26 protein-coding genes and 1 tRNA gene are annotated in these 24618 nt (G+C 67.0%); 19 read left to right on the forward strand and 8 right to left on the reverse strand.

All coding sequences use genetic code 11. The features are described from left to right. The first annotated feature begins 12 nt into the window (after positions 1 to 12). Entirely contained in the window at positions 13 to 1038 is a 1026-nt protein-coding gene (locus CAFEL_RS00815) for an acyl-CoA thioester hydrolase/BAAT C-terminal domain-containing protein (protein WP_194560062.1), read from the forward strand. Positions 1039 to 1045: 7 nt separating this feature from the next. Here the strand turns inward: CAFEL_RS00815 and CAFEL_RS00820 are convergent, their stop codons facing one another. After that, a complete protein-coding gene (locus CAFEL_RS00820; RefSeq protein WP_194560063.1) occupies positions 1046 to 1858 on the reverse strand; it encodes an HAD family hydrolase in 813 nt (270 codons plus the stop codon). A gap of 179 nt (positions 1859 to 2037) precedes the next feature. Here CAFEL_RS00820 and ssd point away from each other — a divergent pair, with 179 nt between their 5' ends. The 7 genes from ssd to CAFEL_RS00855 all read left to right on the forward strand — a co-directional run bounded on the left by ssd (position 2038) and on the right by CAFEL_RS00855 (position 6280). After that, entirely contained in the window at positions 2038 to 3054 is a 1017-nt protein-coding gene (gene ssd / locus CAFEL_RS00825; protein ID WP_194560064.1) for a septum site-determining protein Ssd, read from the forward strand. Beyond that, on the forward strand, positions 3055 to 4176 hold the full coding sequence (locus tag CAFEL_RS00830; protein WP_194560065.1) for a TadA family conjugal transfer-associated ATPase: 1122 nt from the start codon (positions 3055 to 3057) through the stop codon (positions 4174 to 4176). It begins immediately after the preceding gene. Beyond that, positions 4173 to 4916 carry a type II secretion system F family protein gene (locus tag CAFEL_RS00835; protein ID WP_194560066.1) on the forward strand — a complete coding sequence of 248 codons (744 nt, stop codon included), beginning with the start codon at positions 4173 to 4175 and terminating at the stop codon, positions 4914 to 4916. Before CAFEL_RS00830 ends, CAFEL_RS00835 begins: the two co-directional genes overlap by 4 nt. Continuing rightward, positions 4913 to 5461, forward strand: a complete 549-nt coding sequence (locus CAFEL_RS00840) for a type II secretion system F family protein (RefSeq protein ID WP_194560067.1) — start codon at positions 4913 to 4915, stop codon at positions 5459 to 5461. Before CAFEL_RS00835 ends, CAFEL_RS00840 begins: the two co-directional genes overlap by 4 nt. A 76-nt stretch (positions 5462 to 5537) precedes the next feature. Then, on the forward strand, positions 5538 to 5696 hold the full coding sequence (locus tag CAFEL_RS00845; protein WP_228496346.1) for a DUF4244 domain-containing protein: 159 nt from the start codon (positions 5538 to 5540) through the stop codon (positions 5694 to 5696). Continuing rightward, the gene (locus CAFEL_RS00850; RefSeq protein WP_194560069.1) at positions 5696 to 5965 is read left to right on the forward strand and encodes a hypothetical protein; all 270 of its coding nucleotides are present in this window, start codon (positions 5696 to 5698) and stop codon (positions 5963 to 5965) included. The genes CAFEL_RS00845 and CAFEL_RS00850 overlap by 1 nt, the downstream gene beginning before the upstream one ends. Further along, positions 5966 to 6280: an Rv3654c family TadE-like protein gene (locus CAFEL_RS00855; protein WP_194560070.1), complete on the forward strand. Its 315-nt coding sequence runs from the start codon at positions 5966 to 5968 to the stop codon at positions 6278 to 6280. A 12-nt stretch (positions 6281 to 6292) separates the two neighbouring features. On the opposite strand, the gene CAFEL_RS00860 is transcribed toward CAFEL_RS00855, so the two are convergent. Further along, a complete protein-coding gene (locus CAFEL_RS00860) occupies positions 6293 to 8638 on the reverse strand; it encodes a DEAD/DEAH box helicase (protein ID WP_194560071.1) in 2346 nt (781 codons plus the stop codon). Positions 8639 to 8818: 180 nt separating this feature from the next. Between CAFEL_RS00860 and CAFEL_RS00865 the strand changes: the two genes are divergently transcribed. After that, positions 8819 to 9022, forward strand: coding sequence for a cold-shock protein (locus CAFEL_RS00865; protein ID WP_034996968.1), 204 nt, complete (start codon positions 8819 to 8821; stop codon positions 9020 to 9022). Positions 9023 to 9066: 44 nt separating this feature from the next. Here CAFEL_RS00865 and CAFEL_RS00870 read toward each other — a convergent pair whose 3' ends face one another. Continuing rightward, positions 9067 to 9693, reverse strand: a complete 627-nt coding sequence (locus CAFEL_RS00870; protein WP_194560072.1) for a DedA family protein — start codon at positions 9691 to 9693, stop codon at positions 9067 to 9069. Between the two features lie 136 nt (positions 9694 to 9829). Between CAFEL_RS00870 and topA the strand changes: the two genes are divergently transcribed. Further along, positions 9830 to 12700, forward strand: coding sequence for a type I DNA topoisomerase (gene topA / locus CAFEL_RS00875; protein WP_194560073.1), 2871 nt, complete (start codon positions 9830 to 9832; stop codon positions 12698 to 12700). 154 nt (positions 12701 to 12854) lie between these two features. Further along, positions 12855 to 13892, forward strand: coding sequence for an HNH endonuclease signature motif containing protein (locus CAFEL_RS00880; RefSeq protein WP_194560074.1), 1038 nt, complete (start codon positions 12855 to 12857; stop codon positions 13890 to 13892). Positions 13893 to 13946: 54 nt separating this feature from the next. On the opposite strand, the gene CAFEL_RS00885 is transcribed toward CAFEL_RS00880, so the two are convergent. Then, positions 13947 to 15470, reverse strand: coding sequence for an adenylate/guanylate cyclase domain-containing protein (locus CAFEL_RS00885; RefSeq protein WP_194560075.1), 1524 nt, complete (start codon positions 15468 to 15470; stop codon positions 13947 to 13949). A gap of 37 nt (positions 15471 to 15507) precedes the next feature. On the opposite strand from CAFEL_RS00885, the gene CAFEL_RS00890 reads away from it, so the two are divergent. The 5 genes from CAFEL_RS00890 to CAFEL_RS00905 all read left to right on the forward strand — a co-directional run bounded on the left by CAFEL_RS00890 (position 15508) and on the right by CAFEL_RS00905 (position 17952). After that, positions 15508 to 16707 (forward strand): DNA polymerase III subunit delta', encoded by a 1200-nt coding sequence (locus tag CAFEL_RS00890; protein WP_194560076.1) that lies wholly within the window; start codon positions 15508 to 15510, stop codon positions 16705 to 16707. Between the two features lie 65 nt (positions 16708 to 16772). Continuing rightward, a tRNA-Thr gene (locus tag CAFEL_RS00895) sits at positions 16773 to 16848 on the forward strand. A 150-nt stretch (positions 16849 to 16998) separates the two neighbouring features. After that, positions 16999 to 17400 carry a DUF6941 family protein gene (locus tag CAFEL_RS00900; RefSeq protein WP_194560077.1) on the forward strand — a complete coding sequence of 134 codons (402 nt, stop codon included), beginning with the start codon at positions 16999 to 17001 and terminating at the stop codon, positions 17398 to 17400. After that, on the forward strand, positions 17393 to 17626 hold the full coding sequence (locus tag CAFEL_RS11200; RefSeq protein ID WP_194560078.1) for a DUF4258 domain-containing protein: 234 nt from the start codon (positions 17393 to 17395) through the stop codon (positions 17624 to 17626). The genes CAFEL_RS00900 and CAFEL_RS11200 overlap by 8 nt, the downstream gene beginning before the upstream one ends. 2 nt (positions 17627 to 17628) lie before the next feature. Next, positions 17629 to 17952 carry a DUF2283 domain-containing protein gene (locus CAFEL_RS00905; RefSeq protein ID WP_194560079.1) on the forward strand — a complete coding sequence of 108 codons (324 nt, stop codon included), beginning with the start codon at positions 17629 to 17631 and terminating at the stop codon, positions 17950 to 17952. A 558-nt stretch (positions 17953 to 18510) separates the two neighbouring features. Here the strand turns inward: CAFEL_RS00905 and CAFEL_RS00910 are convergent. After that, positions 18511 to 18900 carry a tyrosine-type recombinase/integrase gene (locus CAFEL_RS00910; RefSeq protein ID WP_194560080.1) on the reverse strand — a complete coding sequence of 130 codons (390 nt, stop codon included), beginning with the start codon at positions 18898 to 18900 and terminating at the stop codon, positions 18511 to 18513. A 444-nt stretch (positions 18901 to 19344) separates the two neighbouring features. Next, positions 19345 to 20970, reverse strand: coding sequence for an AMP-binding protein (locus CAFEL_RS00915; protein ID WP_194560082.1), 1626 nt, complete (start codon positions 20968 to 20970; stop codon positions 19345 to 19347). A gap of 53 nt (positions 20971 to 21023) precedes the next feature. Here CAFEL_RS00915 and CAFEL_RS00920 point away from each other — a divergent pair, with 53 nt between their 5' ends. Genes CAFEL_RS00920 through CAFEL_RS00930 form a run of 3 tightly spaced genes read left to right on the forward strand, consistent with a single transcriptional unit; the run spans position 21024 to position 23573 of the window. Next, positions 21024 to 21848 carry a GDSL-type esterase/lipase family protein gene (locus tag CAFEL_RS00920; protein ID WP_194560083.1) on the forward strand — a complete coding sequence of 275 codons (825 nt, stop codon included), beginning with the start codon at positions 21024 to 21026 and terminating at the stop codon, positions 21846 to 21848. Positions 21849 to 21857: 9 nt separating this feature from the next. Then, positions 21858 to 22952, forward strand: coding sequence for an S-(hydroxymethyl)mycothiol dehydrogenase (locus CAFEL_RS00925; RefSeq protein WP_194560084.1), 1095 nt, complete (start codon positions 21858 to 21860; stop codon positions 22950 to 22952). Continuing rightward, entirely contained in the window at positions 22953 to 23573 is a 621-nt protein-coding gene (locus CAFEL_RS00930; protein ID WP_194560085.1) for an MBL fold metallo-hydrolase, read from the forward strand. Here CAFEL_RS00930 and CAFEL_RS00935 read toward each other — a convergent pair. Next, positions 23570 to 23929 carry a DUF2304 domain-containing protein gene (locus CAFEL_RS00935; protein ID WP_194560086.1) on the reverse strand — a complete coding sequence of 120 codons (360 nt, stop codon included), beginning with the start codon at positions 23927 to 23929 and terminating at the stop codon, positions 23570 to 23572. The genes CAFEL_RS00930 and CAFEL_RS00935 overlap by 4 nt on opposite strands. Continuing rightward, positions 23926 to 24615: a polyprenyl-phospho-N-acetylgalactosaminyl synthase PpgS gene (gene ppgS, locus CAFEL_RS00940; protein ID WP_194560087.1), complete on the reverse strand. Its 690-nt coding sequence runs from the start codon at positions 24613 to 24615 to the stop codon at positions 23926 to 23928. The genes CAFEL_RS00935 and ppgS overlap by 4 nt, the downstream gene beginning before the upstream one ends. Positions 24616 to 24618: the final 3 nt, after the last annotated feature.

Here is a 24618-nt window from a genome sequence, read left to right on the forward strand (position 1 = left end):
GAAATGTAGAGCATGAGGGCGCTGAAACGCATTGGCAAAGTGGCGGCGTGGTGCGTTGCCGTGGTTGCGGTGCTGGCGCTTGTGGTGGCCGGCCTGCGTGCCTACAACGCGAACAAGTACCCGATCGCGCAGATCGAAGCCTCGGGCGGTGCCAGCGCGGCGGAGTACCCGCAAAGTGATCACGTGCGCAAGATTTCCGGCGACTACTTCAACGGCTTCCACTTCCTGCCCGCCGACGGCGCGGCCGAACGCCGTGGCGTGGTGGTGGTCTACGGCGGGTCCGAGGGCTCGCCGGACTACTCGCGCGCGGAACGGCTGGCCCAGGACGGCTACGAAGTGCTCAGCCTGTACTTCTTCGGCCAGGACAACCAGCGCCCCACGCTGGCCGAGGTGCCCCTAGAGCAATTCGACGAGGTCACCGGCTACATCGAAGAGCACGTGACGGACCCGTCCCCGGTGACGGTGGTGGGCACCTCCAAGGGGGCGGAGTTTGCGTCGCTTTTGGCCGCCAACGGGTTCGCGGTGGACAACCTCGTCGCGTTCGTGCCCGCGCACTACTCCTACAGCGGCCTGGATTTCTCTACCGGCCAAGACCTGCCGTCGTTCACCCTGCGGGGCGAGGCGGTGCCGTTCGCGTCCTTCAGGCAGTCCGGCGTACTCACGGGGCTGAACATGCTCGGTCGCATGATCGCGGCGTACCCGGTGGCCTACCGGCCGACCTACGAGGGGGCGGCCAGCTCCGCCGAGGATGCCGCCCGGATCGAGCTTGGCGGCTTCGACGGCAACGCCGTGTTCTTCGGCGCCGGCGACGACCGGATGTGGCAGTCCGACGTCGCAGCGCGTGCGCTGGCGGAACAGTCCCCGCGCGCCGAGGCGCACGTTTTTGAGGACGCGGGCCACATCTTCTTCGAGGACTCGGGCGCGCAGCAGAACGGCTGGCAGATCATGTTCGGTGGCACGCAGGAGGCCAACCGGCACGCCCACGACGAGTCTTGGCAGGTGCTGAGCCAGGGCCTGGCCGAGTGGCACGGACAGTAGAGGTGGCTTACGCCGAGCGCTCGTCGTTGCTGCCGCCCATGGCGCGGGCGATGAGGATGCCGGCAACCGCCAGGGCGGTCACGCCCGCGATCACGCCGGCGCCGATGCCCACCTCGCGCGCGTTGGGCATCTGGAACAACGGCTCCGGGTTTTTGAAGGTGCGGGCCTGCCAGCCGTTGGCCAGCGCGTGCTTCTTCAGCGCCCGGTCCGGGTTCACGGCCACCGGGTTGCCCACCAGCTCCAGCATGGGGATGTCGGTGGCGGAGTCGGAGTACGCGTAGCTGTTGTCCAGGTCGAAGTCGTGCTCGGCGGCGAATTGGCGCACCGCCTCGGCCTTCGCGTCGCCTTTGAGGTAGCGGGTGATTTCGCCGGTGAGCTTGCCGTTTTCAACGGCCATTTCGGTGGCCACCACGGTGTCCACGCCGAGTTCCTCGGCGATCGGCTCCACCAGGATTTTCGCGGAGGCGGAGATGATGATGACGTGGTGGCCGGCGGCGACGTGGTCGTCGATAAGCTGGCGCGCCTCGGCGTAAATGGCGGGGGCGACGACCTCGCGCAGGGTGTCGCGGGTGATGCGCTGGATGTCCTTGACATCCCAGCCGGCGACCATCTGCGCCAGCGCGTCGCGCGTGGAGTCCATCTTCTGGCTGGACTGGCCCACCAGCATGTACTGCGCTTTGGTGATGTAGAGCTCCCAGGCTTCCTGGCGGGTGATCATCCCGTTGTTCAGGAATTCCTTGCCGAAGGCGAACGCGGACGACGTCGCAATGATCGTCTTGTCCAGGTCGAAGAAGGCCGCCACCGGCGTGTTAGCAGACATACTCCTGCAGTGTAGACCCCAATCCCTACGGCTGCGTAGCTAATGCCTGAGAAACCAGTGTGACGTGTGGTGCAACTTATCCACAGGGGAATTGTTGAAGCGTCCGCAAGTAGGGTGGGTTATCCACAGAAAAAATTTTGGCCATTGTTTCGGGGTTGTCGCGGTTGCACGCTACCGCCATGACACACACGAACACAGGCCCCATCGTCGTCGCGGTCGCGGACCCGGCGCTGCACTCCGAAGCCATCCACATCGCCGCCGCCACAGGCCGCAAGGTCATCGACGCCGCCGACGACACCCAGCTCGCCCGCCACGCACCCAAGGCGCATGCCTTGCTTATCGACGACCTCCGGGCCCCCTCCCTACACCCCCAACCACGGGGACCGAACGTGTTTACCGTGGTAGCGGACACCGCCCCGGCCGCGACGCGCGAGGACGTCTTCGCCCTGCCCGCGCAGGCCGCGGACGTGCTGCGCAGCATCGGCGCGCTGGCGCTGGCGCCGACGGCGCACACGGCACGCGGCAAGGTGGTCGCCGTCCTCGGCGCGTGCGGCGGGGCTGGCGCATCGGTGCTTTCCGCGGCGCTGTGCCGCGTGGCGGGCGACGCCACGTTGATCGACGCCCACCAGTTCTCCGGCGGACTGGACCTGCTGCTGGGCCTGGAGGCCACGCCCGGCGCGCGCTGGGGCGAAATCGATTTCACCGCCGGCGGGGCGGTCTCGCGCGCGGAGCTGCGCGGGGCGCTGCCCGCCACCGAGGACGACACCGCCTTGCTGACGTTTCCGCGCACAACGGTGGCGGATCCGTTCCGGCTCTCGCCCGAGGAGCTCAACGCGGTGGTGCATGCCGCCGGCACGGAGGGCCTGACTGTGGTGGATACGCCGATTGCGCTGCTGCCGGACCGATGCGACCTCGCCGTGGTGGTGCTGCGCCCGGAGCTGCGCGCCGCCGCTGCCACCGCCCGGGTCGTCGCCGAGTGCAACGCCGCTGGGGTGGCCAATGCGCTACTGCTGCGCCAGAGTTCCTGGGCATCGCTTCAGCCAGCGCAGGTGGAGGACACGGCGAAAGCGCCCGTGATCGCGCAGGTGCAGCAGGTCCGGGGGCTGACCAAGCAGCTGGACCAGTCCGGCCTGCCGGCGAAGCTGCCGCGCACGCTGAACCGCGCCGCCGAGGCTGTGCTGGGGGAGGTGGCCTAAATGGACGACGTGCTCGCCCGCGTGAAGCGCCGCCTGGCCGACGAGCTAGCCCAGCCCGACCCGGCGCGCATCGCCGCGATCATCCGCGAAGAAGCGGTGGTGATCAGCGACATCGGAGTGTTAGACATCATGCGCAAGCTTCGCGACGACACCACGGGCGCCGGGCCCTTAGAAGCCATCCTGGCGGACCCGGCCGTGACCGACATTTGCGTCAACGCCCCAGACGAGGTGTACGTGGACACCGGGCAGGGGCTGGAGCGGACGAGCCTGACGTTCGACTCGGAAGCCTCCGTGCGCCGCCTGGCCACCCGCCTGGCCGTCAGCTGCGGGCGCAGACTGGACGACGCGCAGCCGTTCTGCGACGGGCACGTCACCCGCGACGACGGCACCCTGTTGCGCTTCCACGCCGTGCTCGCACCGACCGCCCAGGCGGGCACCTGCATCTCCCTGCGCGTGCTGCGCACTGCCTCGGCCACGTTGGACGACTTGGTGGCGCGCGGCGCTCTCGACGATGAGAGGGCGGCGCTGGTGCGGGGGATCGTCGCCAAGCGAAAGGCGTTCGTGGTCGTCGGCGGCACCGGCTCCGGCAAGACCACGCTGCTGTCCGCCCTGCTCGCGGAGGCGGATCCGGCCGAGCGCATCGTGGCGATTGAAGACACGCTCGAGCTCACGCCGGACCATCCGCACGTGGTGAACCTGACCAGCCGCGGCGCCAACGCCGACGGGGCTGGCGCGATCACGATCGCGGACCTGGTGCGCCAATCGCTGCGCATGCGCCCGGACCGCATCGTCGTCGGCGAGATCCGCGGCGGGGAAGTGGTGGACCTGCTCGCCGCGCTCAACACCGGCCACGACGGCGGCGCCGGCACCCTGCACGCCAACTCCATCGAGGAGGTGCCCGCCCGCTTCGAGGCGCTCGCCGCACTCGGCGGGATGGACCGCGCCGGGCTGCACGCCCAGCTCGCCGCCGCCATCGACGTGGTGCTGGTGGTCAAACGACGCACCGACGGCACCCGCTACCTGCAGCAGATCGGTGTGCTCGAGGGCGAGCCGGTGCGCGCGAAGGTGGTCTGGGACGCCGAGCGCGGCGAGCTGGACGGCTACGAGGAGCTGGCCCGATGATCGCCGTGGTACTCCTCGCCTGCGCTGTCGCCGTCGCCGCGCCGTCGCCCGTGTACCGGATGGTTGAGCGCACCCTGCGGCCCGCGCCTCGGCTCATCCCGGCCGCTGTGACGCTCGCAGCTGTTGGCGCGGTGGTGTTCGGCCGGGTCAGCCTGGTGGTCGCCGCGGCCATGGCCGGCGCGACGCTGGTGCACGTGCTGCGCGCCCGCCGCGACGACAGAGCCGCCCGGCGGCGCAGCGAGGCGGCCGCGACGTACCTCGGTGCGGTGTCCACCAACCTGCAGGCCGGCGCCGCCATGCCGGACGCGCTCGCGCGTGCCGCCGAGCAGGTGCCGCCGCCGTTGCAGCAAGAAGCTGCCCGCCTAACGCAGCTTGCCCGCTCCGGTGCGACGCTGGAGACCCACGTGCCGGAGCTTGAGCGCCTCGGCACGCTGTGGGCCCTGTCGGTCTCGCGCGGGGTGCCGCTGGCGAAGCTGGTCGCCGCACTTCGCGACGACATCGACCACGCCAACCGCCACCGCGACGCCACCCGCGCAGCCCTCGCCGGCCCGCAGACCACCGCCGTGGTGCTGGCGCTGCTGCCGATTGCCGGGGTGCTCATGGGCACCGCGATGGGCGCGAAACCGCTGGCGTTTCTCACCGGCGGCGGGCTCGGCGGGGTGCTGCTGGTTGTCGGCACCGCGCTGGTGTGCGCCGGGGTTGCGGTTTCGCGCCGCATCATCGAGGGGGCCAGCGCATGATCGGCCTCGTTCCCGCACTCCTTGTCGCCGCGGCACTGTGCGTCGCACCGGCCGGGCCAGGCAGCCGCGTCACCGCAACCACGCCGAAGGCGCCCCGAGACGGCCCCACAGGGGCCGACCCGGAGCGCTGCGCCAGCGACATCGAAGTGTTCGCGGCATGCGTCTCAGCAGGCCTGCCCGCCGCCACCGCGGCAGCTGCCGTCGCCGACACCCACGGCGAACGCAGCCCGTGGCGCACCGTGGCCTCGCTGACGGCGCTGGGGGTTGAACCCCAGCGCGCCTGGGCCGTGATCCGCCACCTGCCAGGCGGCGAGGATCTCGCCGGGCTTGTTGCCCTATCCGCCACCTCCGGAACCTCGCTGGCCGCAGGCTGCGGGCGCATCGCCGCCCAGCTGCGCGCGTGCGCGGGGGACCGGGCCAAAGCCAAAGCGGAACGCGCTGGCGTGCTCATCGCCATCCCGCTGACCGCGTTTTTCCTGCCGGCGTTTTTCGTCCTCGGGCTCGCGCCCGCGGTGATCAGCCTCGGCACCTCACTGATCAACTAGAAGGAGTTTTCCCATGCACCATCTCAATTCCGCACTCACCACTGCCTACCTGTACGCTGCCTCGAGAGCTCAGAAAATGCGCTCTGACCAGGGCATGTCGACCATCGAGTATGCCTTTGGCAGCCTCGCGGCCGCGGCCCTGGCCGGCGTGCTGTACCTCGTGGTCAACGGCGACGCCGTCACCAACGCCATCGAAAGCGTCATCACCGACGCGCTGAGCAACACGCCGGGCTAATGAGCACCATCGAAACCGCGCTGTCGCTGTCGGCCCTCGTGGTGGTCACCGCCGCGATCGTGGGCGGGATCGCCACCGTTGCCGCCTACATCACGGCCGTGGACATCGCAGGCGCCGCCGCCCGCGCCCACGCCCTGGGGGTGGACTACGCCGCGCCCCGCGGCGAGGTCGCCGTCACCGAAAACGCGGGCTTGGCCACCGCCGCGGCCTCGGTTCCGGCGCCGATCGGCACCATGCGCGCCACCGCCGTGTTCCCCGTGGAGTTCTAGATGCGTTTGCTTTCTAGCGACGGCTCCGCCACCGTCACCGCCACCGGCATCATCACCTCCGTGGTCTCGCTCGCGCTGGCGGTGGTGGCGTTCGGGGTGCATGTGTCTGACACGCACCGGGCCCGCGTCGCTGCCGACCTCGCCGCGGTGGCCGGGGCGACCGCGATGTATCACGGCGCCGACGCCTGTGCCAGCGCCGATCGCACCGCGGAGCTCAACGGCGCGCGCGTGGTGTCCTGCGACGTCACCGCAGGCGACGTCGTGGTGGCAGCCACCCGCCGCCGGGCGGAGGCCGCCGCCCGCGCCGGGCCGTGACCTACGCACCGCCTAGCGCGGTGCCCCGCCCGCCGTCATGGTCACAAGCGCGCCGAGCAGCTTCAGCGCGGCGCGCTTGTCCAGCGGCTGGTTGCCGTTGCCGCACTTCGGCGACTGCACGCACGACGGGCAGCCGTCCTCGCAGCCGCATGAGCGCACGGTCTCCCAGGTCGCCTCGATCCACTCGTGGAAGCGGGCGAAGCCCTCGTCGGCGAAACCCGCGCCGCCGGGGTGGCCGTCGTAGACGAACACCGTGGGCAACATCGTGTCCGGGTGCAGCGCGGTGGACACGCCGCCGATGTCCCAGCGGTCGCACGTTGCCAAAAGCGGCAGCAGCCCGATCGCGGCGTGCTCGGCGGCGTGCAGCGCGCCCGGGATCTCGCCGGCGGTAATGCCCAGCTCGTCCAGCACCATCGGGTCGATGGTGTACGCCACCGCGCGGGTGACCAGGCGCTGCTCGGGCAGGTCGAGGGGGATGTGTTCGCTGACGGTGCCGTCGGAAAGCCGCACCACGTAACCGGTGACGCGGTCGATGACCACCACGTCAACGCTGGCCACCCACAGCCCCGGCGAGGGGTTGACCAGCTGGTGAGCCTCGCCCAGGATCGTGATGTCCGTCGTCGAGCGCGCCTGCGTGGAGTAGTCCGGCCGCTCCGGCGCCACGAGTGCCACGTAGTCGTCCAGATCCAGCGCCTGGACCACGAAGTACTCGCCCTGGTGGATGTACACCGCCCCGTCGTGCACCTGGCTCATCGCGCGCGCCGCGTCCACGGTGCCGAGCAGCCGCCCGTCGGTGACGTCCACGATCATCACCTGCTCACCAACCCCGCCGCGCAGCGACACCGAGGCGTGCGCCGACTCCGGCGTGACCTCGCCGTCCAGCTGCGGCACCGCGAACCAGCCGGCCGGCCGGCGGCGCAACAAGCCTGCGGCTGTCAGGTCGTCCACCACGTCGCGCGCACCGAACGCCTCCACGTCGGCCTCACTCAACGGCCGCTCCACCGCGGCGCAGTACACGTGCCCGCGCAAAATGAACGGGTTGGTGGGGTCGAACACCGAATTCTCCACCGGCGTGCCCAGAAGCGCGTCGGGGTGGTGGACCAGGTAGGTGTCCATCGGCTCGTCGCGCGCCACCAGCACCGCAACCGAGCTCTGCCCGCGCCGGCCCGCGCGCCCCGCCTGCTGGCGAAACGACGCCACCGTGCCCGGAAACCCCGCCATCACCACCGCGTCCAAGCCGCCGACGTCGATGCCCAGCTCCAGCGCGTTCGTGGACGCCACGCCCAACAGCTCACCGTTGTCCAGGCGGCGCTCCAGCTCGCGGCGGTCCTCCGCCAAATACCCCGCCCGGTACGGCGCGACCCGCTCGGCCACATCAGCGCGGCCCGCCGCCGACAGGTGCTCCTGGGTGCGCATCGCCACCGTCTCCGCGGCGCGCCGGGACCGCACGAACGTCAACGTCCGCGCACCCTGCAGCAACAGCTCCGCCGACACCGAAGCAGCCTCCGTGGTGGCGGGGTAGCGCACCGGCGCGCCACCTTCGCCTTCCGCCCCTTCGATGAAGCCGGGCTCCCACAACACGATGGTGCGCTCGCCGGCCGGGGCGGCGTCGTCGGTTATGGCCACCGCCTCGCGGCCGCTCAACCGGCGAGCCTGCCCCGCCGGGTCCGCCGCGGTGGCGGAGGCGTAAATCACCGTCGGCGACGCACCGTAGGCGGCCGCGATGCGCAACAGCCGTCGCAGCACCAGCGCCACATTCGCGCCGAAGACTCCCCGGTAGGTGTGGCACTCGTCCACCACAACGTACTTCAAATGCCGCAGCACCCGCGCCCACCGCGCGTGCGAGCCCAATACAGACGCGTGCAGCATGTCCGGGTTGGTGAACACATAGCGCGTGTGCTCCCTAATGCCCGCGCGCGACTCCGCGGGCGTGTCCCCGTCGTAAGGCGCCGGGTGGATGCCCTCCAGCCCCGCGGCCTGCACCATCCGCAGCGTGGCCTGCAGCTGGTCCGAGCCCAGCGCCTTCGTCGGCGTCAGATACACCGCGCACGCCGTCGGATCCTGCGCCAACGTGGTCAGCACCGGCAGTTGGTAGCCCAAAGACTTGCCGGAAGACGTCCCCGTCGCCACCACCACATCGCTGCAGCGCCACGCATGTTCTGCGCACTGGGCTTGGTGGAGGTAGGGGGAGGCGAAGCCTTCGTCGATAAGCAATTGCTTCAAACGCGGCTCCACCCACCCCGGCCACTCGCCGTAACGGGCGTGACGTGCGGGAACGTGCTCGACATGCGTGATCGTCGCCGCGGGGTGGCGGCGCTTCAGCGCGCCGAGCAGCTCAGTACCGAACGGGGAAACCATAATCACAGGGAAGTATGCCAGTTCCCAGTGCTAAGGCCCGCACTTCATGGCACACTAGGTGGCGGTCACAGATTTTGTGTGCGCCCGAAGCGGTGCTCGCGAGGATTGTGCACGCGGGCACCAGGACCCGTTAGGCCCTGGTGGACGACATCTCTACGCAAATTTTTGAAAGGTTTCACCATGGCAACCGGTACCGTGAAGTGGTTCAACGCCGAAAAGGGCTTCGGCTTCATCGCCCCGGACGACGGCTCCTCCGACGTCTTCGTCCACTACTCCGAAATCCAGGGCTCCGGCTTCCGCACCCTGGAAGAAAACCAGCAGGTCGAGTTCGAGGTCGGCGAGGGCGCCAAGGGGCCGCAGGCACAGCAGGTGCGCGCGCTCTAAGCACTCCTTGCTTATCGACGGGGCTTCGCTCGAAGCCCCGTTTTTTACACGTTACTCACGCCTTGGCGCACATCACGCCACTCGGCCAGCTTGTTCTGGCCCTTTTGAATCAAGTAGCCGACAGTCGAGCCGAGCACCACGCCCAGAAGCATCGCCAACAGCGGGTAGTCCTGCAAGATGCGCCCACCCAGGTAGCCGACGCCGACGCTCAACAACGCCCACAGAATCACGCCGATGGTGTCGAAGAAGACGAACTTGAACCAGTTGTAGCGCACCGACCCCAGCACAATCGTGGCCACCCAGCGCGCCCAAGGAATGAAACGCGCGACGATAAGCGTCGCGCCCGCGCCGCGGTTCATGTTCCGGCGCACCCACCGGATCGCCTGGCCCGCCTTCGACTCCGGGTCCAGCGCCTCCACCCGGCCGATGAGCTTGCCACCGAGCGCGAAGCAGATGTTGTCGCCGATGATCCCGCCGATGATCGCCGCAACGATCACGCCCCACACGCTCGGCACCCCGCGGGAGGCGGAAAACGCGCCCGCCAAGTTCAGCACCGTCTCCGACGGCACCACGGGCGCCAGCGCATCAGCGACAATAAGTACTGTCACCAGCGGGTAAAACACCGGCATCGCCATGAGCGTGTGCAGGAAATCGATGAGGGAATCGACCACGTAGACGCATCCTTTCCGCCCCCGGCCAATACGGCACCGGGGCACCCGAGCAGTGTAGTCCTATTACCCGGGTGCACAATCGTGTGCTAGTTGTCTGTTAGGCAATAACTCTGTGCAAAGCGAGGTGTCAGTCAACGTGGCTGAAGGCGGCAAGACTCTGGTGATCGTGGAGTCCGCGACGAAGGCGAAGAAGATCCAGAAGTACCTGGGCGACGACTTTATTGTGGAAGCCTCCGTCGGCCACATCCGTGACCTGCCCGGCCGCGCCGCCGACATCCCCGCCAAGTACAAGAAGGAGGCGTGGGCGAAACTCGGCGTCAACCCCGAAGACGGCTTCACGCCCATCTACGTCGTCTCCGCGGACAAGAAAAAGAAGGTCACCGACCTCAAATCCAAGCTCAAGCAGGCCGACAAACTCCTGCTCGCGACAGACCCCGACCGCGAAGGCGAAGCCATTGCCTGGCACTTGCTGGAAACCCTCAAGCCCAAGGTGCCGGTGGAGCGCATGGTGTTCAACGAGATCACCGAATCCGCCATCCGCGAAGCCGCCGAAAACACCCGCGAGCTGGACATGGCGCTCGTCGACGCCCAGGAGACCCGCCGCATCCTCGACCGCCTCTACGGCTACGAAGTCTCGCCCGTGTTGTGGAAGAAGGTCATGCCGCGCCTGTCCGCCGGGCGCGTGCAGTCCGTGGCCACCCGCGTCATCGTCGAGCGCGAGCGCGAACGCATGGCCTTCATCTCTGCCGAATATTGGGATCTGGTGGCGGAGCTGCACAAGGACGAGACGTTCGACGCGAAGCTCGTCGCGCTCGACGGCAAGCGCATCGCCCAGGGCCGCGATTTCGATGACCGCGGGCGGCTGAAGGGCGAGGCGGTGGTCGTCGATAAGCAAAAGGCGCACTCGCTTGCCGACGCGCTGGGCACCGCGCCCATGCACGTCACCGCAGTGGAGGAAAAGCCCTACTCGCGCAAACCGTACGCGCCGTTCATGACCTCCACGCTGCAGCAAGAAGCCGGGCGTAAACTGCACTTCACCTCCGCGCGCACCATGCGCATCGCGCAACGGCTGTACGAAAACGGCCACATCACCTACATGCGTACAGACTCGACCTCCCTGTCCAAGCAGGGCCTCGATGCCGCGCGCTCCGCCGCCCGCGAACTGTACGGTGCCGATTACGTCACCGATGCGCCGCGCATCTACGACCGAAAAGTGAAAAACTCGCAGGAAGCCCACGAAGCCATCCGCCCCGCCGGCGAACGCTTCGCCACCCCCGGGCAACTGGCGGGGTCCTTGGACGCCGAGGAGTTCAAACTCTACGAACTCATCTGGGCGCGCACCGTCGCCTCCCAGATGCAAGACGCCCGCGGCACCTCAATGAAGGTCACCGTCGCCGGCGACGCCGCCGGGGAGAAGTGCGAGTTCGCCGCCACCGGCCGCACCGTCACCTTCCCCGGCTGGCTCCGCGCCTACTCCGACCGCCAAGCCAACGAAACCCGCCTGCCGCAACTGGCCAAGGGCGACGAGTTGGCCACGCAGAAGGTCACGGCCGACGGCCACTCCACCAACCCGCCGGCGCGCTACACCGAAGCCTCGCTGGTGAAAAAGATGGAGGAGCTCGGCATCGGGCGCCCGTCGACCTACGCGTCGATCATCAAAACCATCCAGGACCGCGGCTACGTCTTCGTCCGCGGCAACGCGCTGGTGCCGTCCTGGGTCGCGTTCTCCGTGGTGGGCCTGCTGGAGAACAACTTCGATGCGCTGGTGGACTACGACTTCACCTCGTCCATGGAAGACGAGCTCGACGAAATCGCCCACGGCAACCAGGACCGCACCAAGTGGCTGTCCGGCTTCTACTTCGGCGACGCCGACGCGCGCGAATCCATGGCGCAGGCACTCGCGCGCCGTGGCGGGCTGAAGCACATGATCGAGAACAACCTCGAAGCCATCGACGCGCGCGCCGCGAACTCGCTGACGCTTTTCGACGATGCCGAAGGCCGCCCCGTCGTCGTCCGCGTCGGCCGCTACGGGCCCTACATCGAGCGCGTGATCGGCGAGAAGGACGGCGAGCCCGAGTACCAGCGCGCCAACCTGCCCGAGTCCGCCACCCCGGACGAAATCACCCTGGAGATGGCAGAAAAACTCTTCGCCACCCCGCAGTCCGGCCGCGAACTCGGCGTCAACCCTGACAACGGCCGCACCGTGGTGGCGAAGGAGGGCCGCTTCGGCCCGTACGTCACGGAGCTCGTGCGTGACGACGAGCGCGCCACCGCCGAAGCCCGCGCCGAAGAAATCATCGCCGCAGAGCGCGCCGAAGAGGATAAGCAGCGCGCCGAGGAAGGCAAACGCGCGAAGAACTGGGAGACCAAGACCGCGGCTGCTCAGAAGGAAAAGCGCATGGCGCAGCTTGTCGACGAGCAGCTCAAGCCCGCCACCGCGTCCCTGTTCTCCTCGATGGAGCCGTCGAGCGTCACCTTCGACGAGGCGATGCAGCTGCTGTCACTGCCGCGTGAAGTCGGTGAGGACCCGGCGGACGGCGAGATGATCACCGCCCAGAACGGCCGCTACGGCCCGTACCTGAAGAAGGGCTCCGACTCGCGCTCGCTGGCCAGCGAAGACCAGATCTTCTCCATCACCTTGGATGAGGCCCGCCGCATCTACGCCGAGCCGAAGCGCCGCGGGCGCGCCGCCGCGAAGCCGCCGCTGAAGATGCTCGGCGACAACGACGTCTCCGGCAAGCCCATGACCGTCAAGGACGGCCGCTTCGGCCCGTACGTCACCGACGGCGAGACGAACGCGTCCCTGCAGCGCGGCGACACCCCGGAAACCATGACGGACCAGCGCGCCAACGAGCTGCTCTCCGCCCGCCGCGCCCGCGAGGCGGAAGGCGGCGGCAAGAAAGCCACCAAGAAGAAGGCGACCAAAAAGGCCAGCAAGAAGGCCGCCAAGAAGGCTACGAAGCCGAAGCAGACCACGAAGCGCGTAGTGAAGGCCCGCAAGCGCTAAAACTGGGCAACGTATACTGCGGTGGTGCTGTTGCGCCACCGCGTTTTGCGTTCCTGTGGACAACTGTGTTGCGGCGTCAACAACCGGCGGTGCTTATCCACAGATTTTTATTTGGGTCTTGTTCGGGTTGTGTCGCCGCCATAGCTTTCGGGCCATGAACTTCACCGACTTTGTCTCCGCAGGTGTGGGTGTCCTAGCCGACTTCGACCGCGACACCGCTATGGCCGCCGGCCTGTCCACCGGCCGGGTCCGCGATTTGGCGCGGGTGCACCACGCGTATTACGGGCCGACCCAGTTCACTCGCAAACAACGCGACGCACTCGAGGCTGCTCACGGTTTGCCGGTCGAGCAGCTCGTGCATATCGAGAAAAAGTTGCTCGCCGTCGAAGGAGCCGCGGAACGCTGGCGCATCCGGTTGGACCTGGTGCGCCACCGCGGCTCGTATAGGGCACTGACCAAGCGCATCAAACGGTTAATCAAACAACCCGTCAAACCCGCCCCACCCTCGTGCAGGTTTTCCCGCTCGAAAGCGGGCATGCGCACCATGATCCTGACCTACAACGAGCGCGACCTCGCCGACCTTGAGCACCTGCTGCGCCAACTCATCGACGCAGACGACCCAGCCGCCGCCCAAATGGCCCACACCCTCATCAGCATCCTGCGCGACGGCAAAGGCATACCGAAGGCGAATTTCCGGCCGATCATCCTGGTGCCGATCGCCGACTGGGCCCGCATCCAATCCGGCACCGGCGATGAGGTCACGCTGATCTGCACCGACGGCACCACCATGACGGGTGCGGAATACATGGAGCACGAATTCGGCGACATACTCGAAGTTGCCGCGTTCCACCCCCAAGAAGGCCCCGTCAACCTCTACCACGCAAAGCGCTGCGCCAACCCCAAACAAAAGACCATGTCGAAACTGCTCTGCCCGTCGTGCGCGTTTCCCGACTGCAGGCATTCGGCGGAGACCACACAAACGCACCACATCAACGCCTGGCGCTTCGGTGGGATGACCAACATGGACAACCTCGCCGAGTTGTGCCCGTTCCATAACGGGGTCAACGCCGACAACCGCAACGGCCAGTTCGGCTACATCGACAACCCCAACGCGCGGATCCACTGGGTCGCGCCCAACGGAGTCAAAGTGCCCATGACCACCCCAGGGGCGATGGAGCTGCTCTTCGACTGAACCGCACCCCGGACACCCCGCCCCATCAGGCGGGGCAACACGCATGCCCAAAAACTACGAGCGGTCGGCCAACGTGGAGCGCACTGGGCGCGCCAGCTGCGTCATCTTGCCGCGGCCGCGCAGCTCCACGGACTTCATCAGCGTCCAGCGCTGCTGCTCCACCTCGTTCGCCGCGCGCAGGGTCGCGGCGTTGGTCAGCACCAGGCCCGGGGTGTCCTTCGCCATATCGGTCAGGCGCGCCGCGGCGTTGACGGCGTCGCCGATCACGGTGTACTCGAAGCGGTCCGAGCCGCCGATGTGGCCCGCCACCACGTGCCCGGACGCCACGCCGATGCCGGCGCGCAGCTCCTGGCCGGCCAGGTCCCGTTGGAGTTCGCGGGCGGTTTGGAGGGCGTGCGACGCGGCGTCGTGAAGCGAAACGGGCGCCCCGAACACGGCCAAGGCCGCATCGCCCTGGAACTTGTTAATCACGCCCTTGTTGCGGTGCACCACCTCGACGACGACGTCGAAGAAGTCGTTCAACGCAGCGACGACCTCCTCCGGGGTGTGGTCCACGGCGTAGGTGGTGGACCCGACGACGTCGATGAACAGCACCGCCACCTTGCGCTCCTCGCCGCCGAGCTCCGGGATCTCCTCCAGCGCCTTCTGCGCCACCTCCGCGCCGACGTACTGGCCGAAGATGTCGCGGACGCGCTGGCGGTCGCGCAGCCCCTTCATCATCTCGTTGAACCCTGCCTGCAGCACGCCGATCTCGGAACCGTCGTAGATGTCCACCTGCGTGTTCTGCTCGCCCCGGCGCACACGGTTGATCGCCGCCTGCAGCTCCTTGATCGGGTCGACCACGCTCATGATCACCAGCGCGGTGCCCACAAACCCGGTGGCCATGCCGGCAGTGATCAGCGCGACAATAGCGGAGGTGAGCTCGCCCACGTTGCCGGTGAAGTAGCCGTGGCGCTGCGCCACCGTCAGCAGCAAAACGCCCACCATCGGCACGGCAGAGGTGGTGAACCACGTCAGGTACAGCTGCCACTTGATCGGAGGCTGCAGCGTGGAGTCCTCGAAGCGGCGCGCCAGTGCGGAGGCGGCGATGGGGCGCACGAGGCGCTCGGCCTGCAGGTAGGTCAGCACCGCGGTGACGAAGGCAGTCAGCGAGGCGGTGGCGAGGACGACGGTGGCTAGGCGGGCGTCGACACGCCAGGCCCCCACGGTGACAATCGCGATGCCGATACCCCACACGCCCACCACAATGATGGTTTGCAGCACCGGCAGCCGCATGACCAGGTGGCGCACCATGTTCGGGTCGTGCCCGTCGGGGTGGCGCTGCCATTCCAGCACGGGCCGGAACAGGTACAGCGTGACCACAATGCCCAGCACGACGGCGACGGCCGCGTAGATCACGCCGATGGCGCCGAGTTGCCCGCCGAGGCCGAGTTCACGCACTTCCGGCATGGGGATGAGGTAGCGCACGAACAGCATCGAGCCGATGGCGGCGATGACGTTGGTTCCCAGCACGGTCGCGGCATACAGGGGCCATGACGTGCCCCAGAGCCACCGCAGCTCGCGCCAGAATCGTTCCATGGTGTATCACCTTAGCGCGCGGGTACTGTGATCATTCGTGACTACCCGTAGCGTCAGTGAGCGGCTTGCCGGTACGCCGGCGGTGCGCGAGGCAATCATGTCGGCGGCGAGGGCCGCAAGGCTTGGCGACGGCTACGCCATGACCCACGCCTGGCTTTTCACCGGCCCTCCGGGGGCGGGCCGCTCGCAGGCTGCGTTGGCGTTCGCGGCGGCGCTGATGTGCACGGACCCGGACGAGATCGGGTGCGGGCGCTGCGAGGCGTGCCGGCTGGCGTTGGCGGGCACGCACACTGATCTGTTGCACGTGGTGCCGCAGCGGGTGAACATCCCGGTTGATTACGTGCGGCGCACGATCGTGCCGCAAGCAGCCCGCCTGCCGACGGTCGCCGCCTGGCGCGTCATCGTCATCGAAAACGCCGACCGGTTGAACACGGACGCCGCCGACGCGTTGCTGAAGACCGTGGAGGAGCCGCCGGAGCACACCGTGATCATCATGTGCGCCCCGTCGGCGGACCCGCAGGACTTTTCGCAGACGCTGCGGTCGCGCTGCCGCCACCTGTACGTGCCGGCGCCGACGGAGGACGAGGTCGTGCGCATCCTGGTCGAGGAGGAGGGCGCGAGCGAGCACGACGCGCGTCTTGCCGCCGCCGCGACGATGCGGCACGTGGGGCGGGCGCGGCTACTGGTGCGCTCCGACCAGGTGCAAAAACGCCGCTCCATGGCGATCAACCTGGCGGAGCTGGTGTTCCACGGCGCGCAGGCGTTCCAGGCCGTCGGCGGTCTGGTCAAAGCGGCGGAAACCGAGGCGGTGGAGGCCCACAAGGCCGAGGACGAAGCCGAGCGCGCGAAGCTGGAAAACGCGCTCGGCATGGGCGCGAAAGGCAAGGGGGCGGGCAGGGCGTTGGGTGGCGTTGCGTCGTCGATAAAAGCGCTCGAAGAGGAGCAGAAGAAACGCGGCACCCGCCGCAAACGCGACATGTTCGACCTGGTCCTGGTGGACCTGGCGGGGGTGTACCGCGACGCCATGATCATCCAGTCCGGCGCCGGCCTTGCCCTGATCCACCCGGACTACGAGGGCTTGGCGCGAGAGATCGCGGAGCGCACCACCCCAGAAGGCCTGGTGGAGTGCCAGGAGGCCATCGCGCAGTGCCGGGAGCGACTGGCGCAGCAGGTGCAGCCGGCGGTGGCGTTTGGTGGGATGCTCGGCCGCATTCGGCTCGCCTGCAAGGTGTCCTGAGCTGCCGGTTTCTTAGTTGCCCTCGGCTGCACTACACTTTCACGGTGGTGCATCTTGCATGCCCGGCCACTATAGCTCAGTCGGTAGAGCATCTCACTCGTAATGAGAAGGTCGCGAGTTCGATTCTCGCTGGTGGCTCCACCAAAAGCCCAGTTAAACACCCGTTTTAACTGGGCTTTCTTTTCGTCTCCAACATTTCGCGTTGTCCCGAGTTGTCCCAGGTTGTTTCTTTTATTGGCGCACACAGAGCGCACACAGAGCGCACACGCGCCGCTGTGGTTAACTGAGTCCATGACTGCGGAACTTGACTACGCGTTTCTGGCGGAATTCGCGAAAACGGAAAAAGGGACGCTTAGCGTCATCGGAGGCAGCTTTACCCAGGTGGTCTCGCATAGCTATCCGGGAATGATGGAGCTATCCGTCGCTGGGCGCATTCGTCGTCTGGAAGAGGATCCCGCGCCTCTTGTGTCGATCCGTTTCTACGCAGACGGTGATGACGCGGATCTGGTCTCGACAGAGCGTTTTCTCGAAGACGAGGACGATGCAGTGCACTACGCCGGGAAAGTGGCGTCTATTTTCGTGCTTAGGGGGCCGCTATTCCTGGAGAAGCCGGGTCTCTACTGGTGCGAGATCAGTATCAATGGAGAAGTGGTGCGAAAGCTTGCTTTCGAGGCGCTCCCCGCAGATGACTAGCGAACTCGTCCTAACCGCGCACGCGCGTCGGCGTATGAGGCAGCGCGGAATCAGCCAGAACGAAATCCTCCAAGTGCTGCGAGATCCCGAAACGAGATTTCCAGGTAAGAGTCCGGGTACTACCCAGTACCGCAAAAAGTTGGGTAATGTCATTTGCGTTGTGGCCGTCGATGACGAGTACCCATGGAAAATAGTTACGGTGTTTAGCGTGGAAGAGGGGTTTTAGGCATGAGTTTGGAGGTTTCATACGGCACTGAGTCGGGAGTCGCGTACATCCAGCTGAATAACGAGAAGATAGCGACCTCCAGGGAACTGGAAGAAGCCGTAGTAGTGGACGTCGATGAATACGGGTGTGCAGTGGGTGTCGAAATCCTGAACTTGCGTGCAATCCCCTCAGCTGAATACATCGCGAAACTCGTTCATGTGAAAAAAGCGGATATGAGAGCGCTGCAGGTGTACTTGCGTCAACTGATGGGACTGACTTTTACGAATAGCTCGCTCACCCGTCGCTCGCGGGTGCAGGTCGAATCGGCCGAAGGCGAACTCGTCTAGTTGATCGGTGAAGCCCCAGCTGCGGCTGGGGCTTTTTGCGTGCCAGAAGCGTGGCCATAGCACTGGCCGCAGGCCATTGGCACAAAAAGAACGCCAACCCTTGGAGCAAAGGAATTCTCGGGCCGAAGCCCTACTCCCATTCGGGAACCCAGCTATACCCTTCTTGGGTTGGCGTTGCATCCGCGAGGGTAGTAGCTACAGGGTGGTCGGGTCGATTCGGCGGCCCTCGGCGGCGCCGTCCAGGAGCATCTGGCCGAGCCGCTCGGCATGCTCTAAGGAAAGACCCAAGCCATACCGCTCTTCCCCAGCGCCCAAGGTGAGCTTCACAATGGCCGTGCGCCCGAGGGGGCTCCACCGTCACTTCGCTCTGCCGCGCCCAGCCGCGCCAATTGCTGTGCTCGACAGCGTCCGCCTGGCGGAGCAGTCCGCGGCTGGCAAGGTCGCGGGTGATCAGCTCGGCGTATCGCGGATCGTTGAGCATCGGGGCGATCGCTTCACTAACCTGCTGCATCGTCTCTTGTGTGGGTTCCATGGTGTTCATTCTCCTTGATTCTCGGTCTACCCAGCATCCGGCACCGCGCGCAGACCTTCGCGCCTGGCGGTGCGCTCTGCGCGGCGTTGAGCGCGGGCGGCGTCACGTTCGCGCTCGGCGGCGAGGTAGGCGTCCATTGCGTTGGGGACGGCGTCGAGTCCTTCGTCCCAGAGATGGCCGTAGATGTTGAGGGTGGTGGAGGCGTCGGCGTGGCCGCACATGCGTTGCACCGCGTATACGTCAGCGCCGGAGGCGATGGCCATGGAGACGCCAGTGTGCTTGAGGGTGTAGGTGTCAACGCCTTCCAGGCCGGCGTCTTTGCACATCTGTGCCCAGATGCGTCGCCATCGCGCGGTGGTCCATACGTTGCCGTGTTCGTCCGGGAGTAGGGGAGCGGTGGGGACTTGCCGACGCATTCGTCCTCGAAGTCTAGGAGGAGCTCGGTGCCGACGGGCACGTCACGGCGGCGGTGGTTGTTCATGTCACCGGCGTGGCCAAGCTGATCGACGGTGCGCCGCGCAATTAGGCGTCGGCGGCGATAATCGAAGTCCTCCACGCGCAGGCCTCTGGCTTCGCCGGAGCGCATGGCGGCCATGAGCAGCACCCGGACGAAAAGCTTGGCCTCCGGCGAGGGCGCTGCTTCGAGTAGCCGGTCGACCTCGGCCGCACGCAAGGCGCGCCGCGGCCTTTTCTTGTCAGACGAGGTCGCCGGATTCGAGCGGGTGGTCGTAGATGATCTTCTGCTTCACCGCGAGCGTGCATAGGGCGTTGGTCACGATGCCGACCTTGCGCTTCTGCCCTGAGCCGAGTGGTTTCGCTTCCTTCCGATGGGGGCGCCACGATTGCAGGCTGTCAATTTTTTACCCTAAACCGGGCAGGAACCGCGGCACGACCTTGCCTACGGCGTTGCGCGGCAGCTCGTCCACGAAGTGCACGTCCCGGGGGATGGAGTGGTCGGCGAGGTGGGCGCGCACCCAGTCGCGCACCGCATCGGCGGTGAGGTCGGCGCTTTTGACCACCCACACGGCGATGCGCTTGAACATTTGCTCGTCGTCGACGCCGTGCGCGTACACCTCGCCGACTCCCGGCATGTCCTCGAGCACTTCCACCACGGATTGCGGGTGGACGTTTTCGCCGCCGACGATGATCATGTCGTCGTTGCGCGACTGCACGTGCAGGTACCCGCGGTCGTCGAGGTAGCCGAGGTCGCCCATTTCCACCAGGCCGTCGATCTCTACCATCTCGGTCGCCGGGTTGGTGTAGCCGCGCAGCGCCGTTTCGTTGTGTAGGAAGATGCGGCCGGTTTCGCCGGGTGGGACTTCGTTGCCGTGGTCGTCGTAAAGCTTGAGCACCGTGCCGGGCGGGATTTTGCCAACGGTGGTGGGGTCGGCCTGCATCTGTTCGGGCGAGGCGGCCGCGGCGAGTGCGAGTTCGGTGGAGCCGTAGATGTTGGCCAGAATCGGGCCGAAGCGTTCGGTGGTGCGGCGCAGCAGCGACGGGGTGACGGCGTTGCCGGCGGAGGCGAGGTAGCGCAGCGTGGACGTGTCGTAGCTTTCCTCCAGGTCCAGCATCTGTTTGAAGAAGATGGGCGAGGAGATCAGCCCGTCGCAGCGGTATTTCTGGATGTCGCGGAAGCAGGCTTCCGGGTCGAAGATGCGGCGGGTGACGATGGTGGAGCGCGTCGCCAGCGCGACCTGCAGCGCGGACCAGCCCCAGGTGTGGAAGATCGAGGCGGTCAGTTGCACGGTGTCGCCCGCGCGCCACGGGATGGCTTCGAGGTAGCCGGCGACCACGAACGGCATGCGTGGCTCGGGCCGCACGATGCCTTTGGGGATGCCGGTGGTGCCGGAGCTCATCAGGACAAGGTTGCCGTGTTTCGGCCAGCGGGGCAGTTGCCTATCGACGTCCATCCGGACCACCTGCCCAATCGAAAGCCCGGCGCCGCCGTCCTCGTGCGCGCGGACAACCGTGATGCCAGCGGTGTCGGTGGTGCCGGCGGGGAGGCGGTCGGCGAATTCGTCGTCGATGAACAGCACGTTGATGTCGTTTTCGGCGAAGATGCCCGCGAGCTGCTCTGGCGAGGAGCCGATGTTGAGCAGGAAGATGTGCGCCCCGGCATAGCCTTTGGCGGCGAGCGGGAGGATGATGCCGCGGCCGTTGCGGGCCATGACGCCGATGCGCAGTTCGTCGAGGCCGCGTTCTTCCTTCACGTCGAGCAGCCACTTGGCTAGGGTGCGTGAGTCGTCGCGGAGTTGGCGGTAGGTGAGGACGCCGGTGTCGTCGATAAGTGCGATGCGGTCCGGTGCGGCGGCGGCGCCCTGTTCGACTTCGCGGGCGGTGGTGAACCAGTAGCGCGCGAGGTTGGGGGCGAGCGCGAGGGCCGCGCGGGGGCCGCCTTCGGCGCTGACGAAGCCGGCGCGTGTAACGGCGGGCACGAAGCGGGCGAAAGACTTGAGTAAGAACAGCGGACGGTGGGTGGGTCGCATGTGGATAATGTAGCCTACTGTTACGCAAGAGCTCTCTGTGAAAGGATTTCGCCGTGTCATTTTCCCGCCGCCTTGCCGCCATTTTCGTTGCGGCGGCCGCCCTTGTCGCCCCGCTCGCCCCGGCGGCGCAGGCGCAGGACCGCAACATGGTCATCTTCGGCGACTCTGTCATCGCCGACCCGAACATGGGCCAGTGGGCCGCCGGCAAGCTGGGGCTGGACCCGCGCGGGCGCTCGGATAACGGCACCTGGTGCCCGACCTCCCCCACGAACTGGGGCAAGCGCTCCGCCGCAAAGCTCGGCCTGGCCACGCGCGACTACTCCTGCACCGGTGTGGTGACGATCTCCAAGGGTCCGGGCTTGTTCCAGCAGGTGGACCGCGCTATCGCGGACCGGGGGCTGTCCCCGGCGACGGCGCGCGTGATCATCTCCGTCGGCTTCAACGACACGTACAACAACAACTCGCGCCCGGACGGCGACATCCGCCGCGACTTCACCCGCTACATGGTCCCGCAGATCAACCGCATCCGCGCCGCCGCGCCGAACGCGCGCATCCAGATCGTGGGCTATCCGAAGATCACCGCCGGCGACCGCGTGTGCCTGTTCCACATCGCCCCGAACGTTGCAGACGCCACCCGGTTGGTGGAGGTGCAGCGCTGGGAGAACCTCGCGCAGTGGATGCAAGTTGACGCCGCCCGGGCCGCCGGCGTGGAGTTTTTGGACCTGAAACCCTCCACGTGGCACAACAACATGTGCGCTCCGGACAACAAGCGCATGTGGGCCGGACTGGTGGACTTCTACGGCGGCCCGGGCAACCTGCCTATCCACGTGAACCAGCGCGGACACGAGCACGTGGCAAACGTCATCGCCCGCTCGTAGTCTGGGGGCATGACACAGACTGTTCAAGGAGTAATCGCCCGTTCCAAGGGCGCCCCGGTCGAGGTCGTGGACATTGTGATCCCGGAACCCGGCCCCAACGACGTGGTGGTCAAGGTCCAGGCCACCGGCGTGTGCCACACGGACCTGGCCTACCGCGACGGCGACATCGAGGACGCCTTCCCGTTCCTCCTCGGGCATGAGACGGCCGGCATTGTGGACCAGGTCGGCGAGGACGTCACCCACGTTCAGGAAGGCGATTTCGTGGTGCTGAACTGGCGCGCGGTGTGCGGCGAGTGCCGCGCCTGCCGCAAGGGCGACACGAAGAACTGCTTCAACACCCACAACGCCTCGCAGAGCATGACGCTTGACGACGGCACGCCGCTCACCCCCGCACTCGGCATCGGCTCCTTCGCGGAGAAGACCCTCGTGCACGAAAAGCAGTGCACCAAGGTCGACCCGGACGCCGACCCGGCGGCGGCCGGCCTGCTCGGCTGCGGCATCATGGCTGGCCTGGGCGCCGCGGTAAACACCGGTGACGTGCAGCGCGGCGAGTCCGTGGTCGTGTTCGGCCTCGGCGGGGTTGGCTTGGCGGCTGTCGCCGGTGCGGCGTTGGCGGGGGCGACGACGGTGGTGGCTGTAGACGTCGATAAGCGAAAGTGCGACGCCGCTGCCAAGTTTGGCGCCACCGACGCCATCTGCGCCAAGGATATGAGCGAGGACGAGGTGATCGAGGCCGTGCGCGAACTCACCGGCGGCTTCGGCGCGGACGTGGCCATCGACGCCGTGGGCATCCAGCCCACCTGGCGCCAGGCGTTCTACTCGCGCGACTTCGCCGGCCGCATGGTCATGGTCGGCGTGCCCAACCAGACCGACCACGTGGACATCCCCGCGATCGACCTCTACGCCCGCGGCGGCTCCATCAAGCCGGCCTGGTACGGCGACTGCCTGCCGGAGCGCGACTTTCCCGCGTACGTGGAGCTTTACAAGCAGGGCCGCTTCCCCCTGGGCGAGTTCGTCTCCGAGCGCATCGGCGTCGGCGACATCGAGGAATCCTTTGAGAAGATGAAGCGCGGCGACGTGCTGCGAAGCGTGGTGGAGTTCTAAATGCGCATCGACAACGTCGTCACCTCCGGCCTGTTCAAGCTCGACGGCGGCGAGTGGGAGGTGGACAACAACGTCTGGATCGTCGGCGACGACTCCGAGGTCTACATCATCGACGCCGCCCACAACGCCGAAGCCATCGCCGAGGCGGTTGGAAACAGGCGAGTGAAGGGCATCTTGGCCACCCACGGCCACTCCGACCACATCGACGCTGCACCTGAACTTTCGCGGCTTGTGGACGCCCCGGTGTACCTGCACCCCACCGACGGCTTTTTGTGGCAGCGCCAGAACCCGGGCGCGCACTACCGCCAGCTTGTCGACGGCGCCACGTTCGCCATCGCCGGCACCGACCTGCGCGTGATGTCCACCCCGGGCCACTCACCGGGCTCCGTGGTCATCTACGCCGAAGAAGCCGGCGAGTTGTTCTCCGGCGACACCCTGTTCCAGGGCGGGCCGGGCGCGACGGGGCGGTCGTTCTCCTCCTTCGACACCATCATCCACTCCCTGCAGAAGTCCGTGCTGGACCTGCCGGCGGAGACGGTGGTGCGCACCGGCCACGGCGACCACACCACCATCGGCGCGGAGGCGCCGCACCTGGAGGAGTGGATCCGCCGCGGCTTCTAACGCTGCTGGCTAGCGTCGCGGTCTGCCTGCTCCGGCGCCTGCGCGTTCTGCAGCGCGACGGCGCGGGCCAGGCGCGCGTAGCGCAACTCCTGCTCGCGGAAGCGCGTCCACGTGGAGATGGTGACGAAGAAGAACGCCACCACCAGCACGTACAGCATCAGGTCGGTGCCGCGGGCCACACCCAGCCAGTTGGCAACCACCGTGACATCGTCGGGGCGGGCAATCGCCCACACCGCCGCCACCATCATGAGGGCGAAGCCGATTTTTACCCAGGCTTTGGCGTTAGCTTTTCGTCGATTAGCAAAGAAGTACCAGGCCAACGCAACGATAGCGAGCAGCAACAACGCTTGAATCATGGCAACCTCCTTGCAACGAGCCCGTCGGCGAGGATGTTCACGCCGTTGATCAGCGACTGGCCCTTCGACATCGAGTACTCCGTGTAAAGGATGTCCACCGGCTCCTCGTCCACGCGCCAGCCGTGCTTGTCAATCATGGACACGATCTCCGAGGCGTGCGACATCCCGTTCATGCGGATGTTCATCTCCTCGGCCACCCTGCGGTTGAAGGCTCGCAGCCCGTTGTGGGCGTCCGTGAGCCCGAGCTTCTTCGTGCGCGGCGACAGCATCACCACCGTCTTCAACACCGCGCGCTTGATCCACGGCACTTGCGAGTTCTCCTGGCCGGCAAACCGGGTGCCCACGATGATGTCCAACGGCTCTGTGCGCAGCCGCTCGATCATCCGCATAACGTCTTTGACCTGGTGCTGGCCGTCCGCGTCGAAGGTGACAAAGTACTTCGCGCCGGGCTGGGCGCGGGCGTACTCCACACCGGTCTGGATTGCCGCGCCCTGCCCCAGGTTGACCGGGTGGTCCACCAGGTGGGCGCCTGCGGCGCGGATCTGCGCGGCCGAGTCGTCGGCGGACCCGTCGTTGACACCCACGATGTTGGGGAACGTCTCGCGCGCATTCGTGAGCACGTCGAAGATGACCGTGCCCTCGTTGTAGCAAGGCACGATCAGCCAAGTGTCTGAAAATCCGCTCATATC

It is taken from the genome of Corynebacterium afermentans subsp. lipophilum (assembly GCF_030408375.1).
GTDB lineage: Bacteria > Actinomycetota > Actinomycetes > Mycobacteriales > Mycobacteriaceae > Corynebacterium > Corynebacterium lipophilum.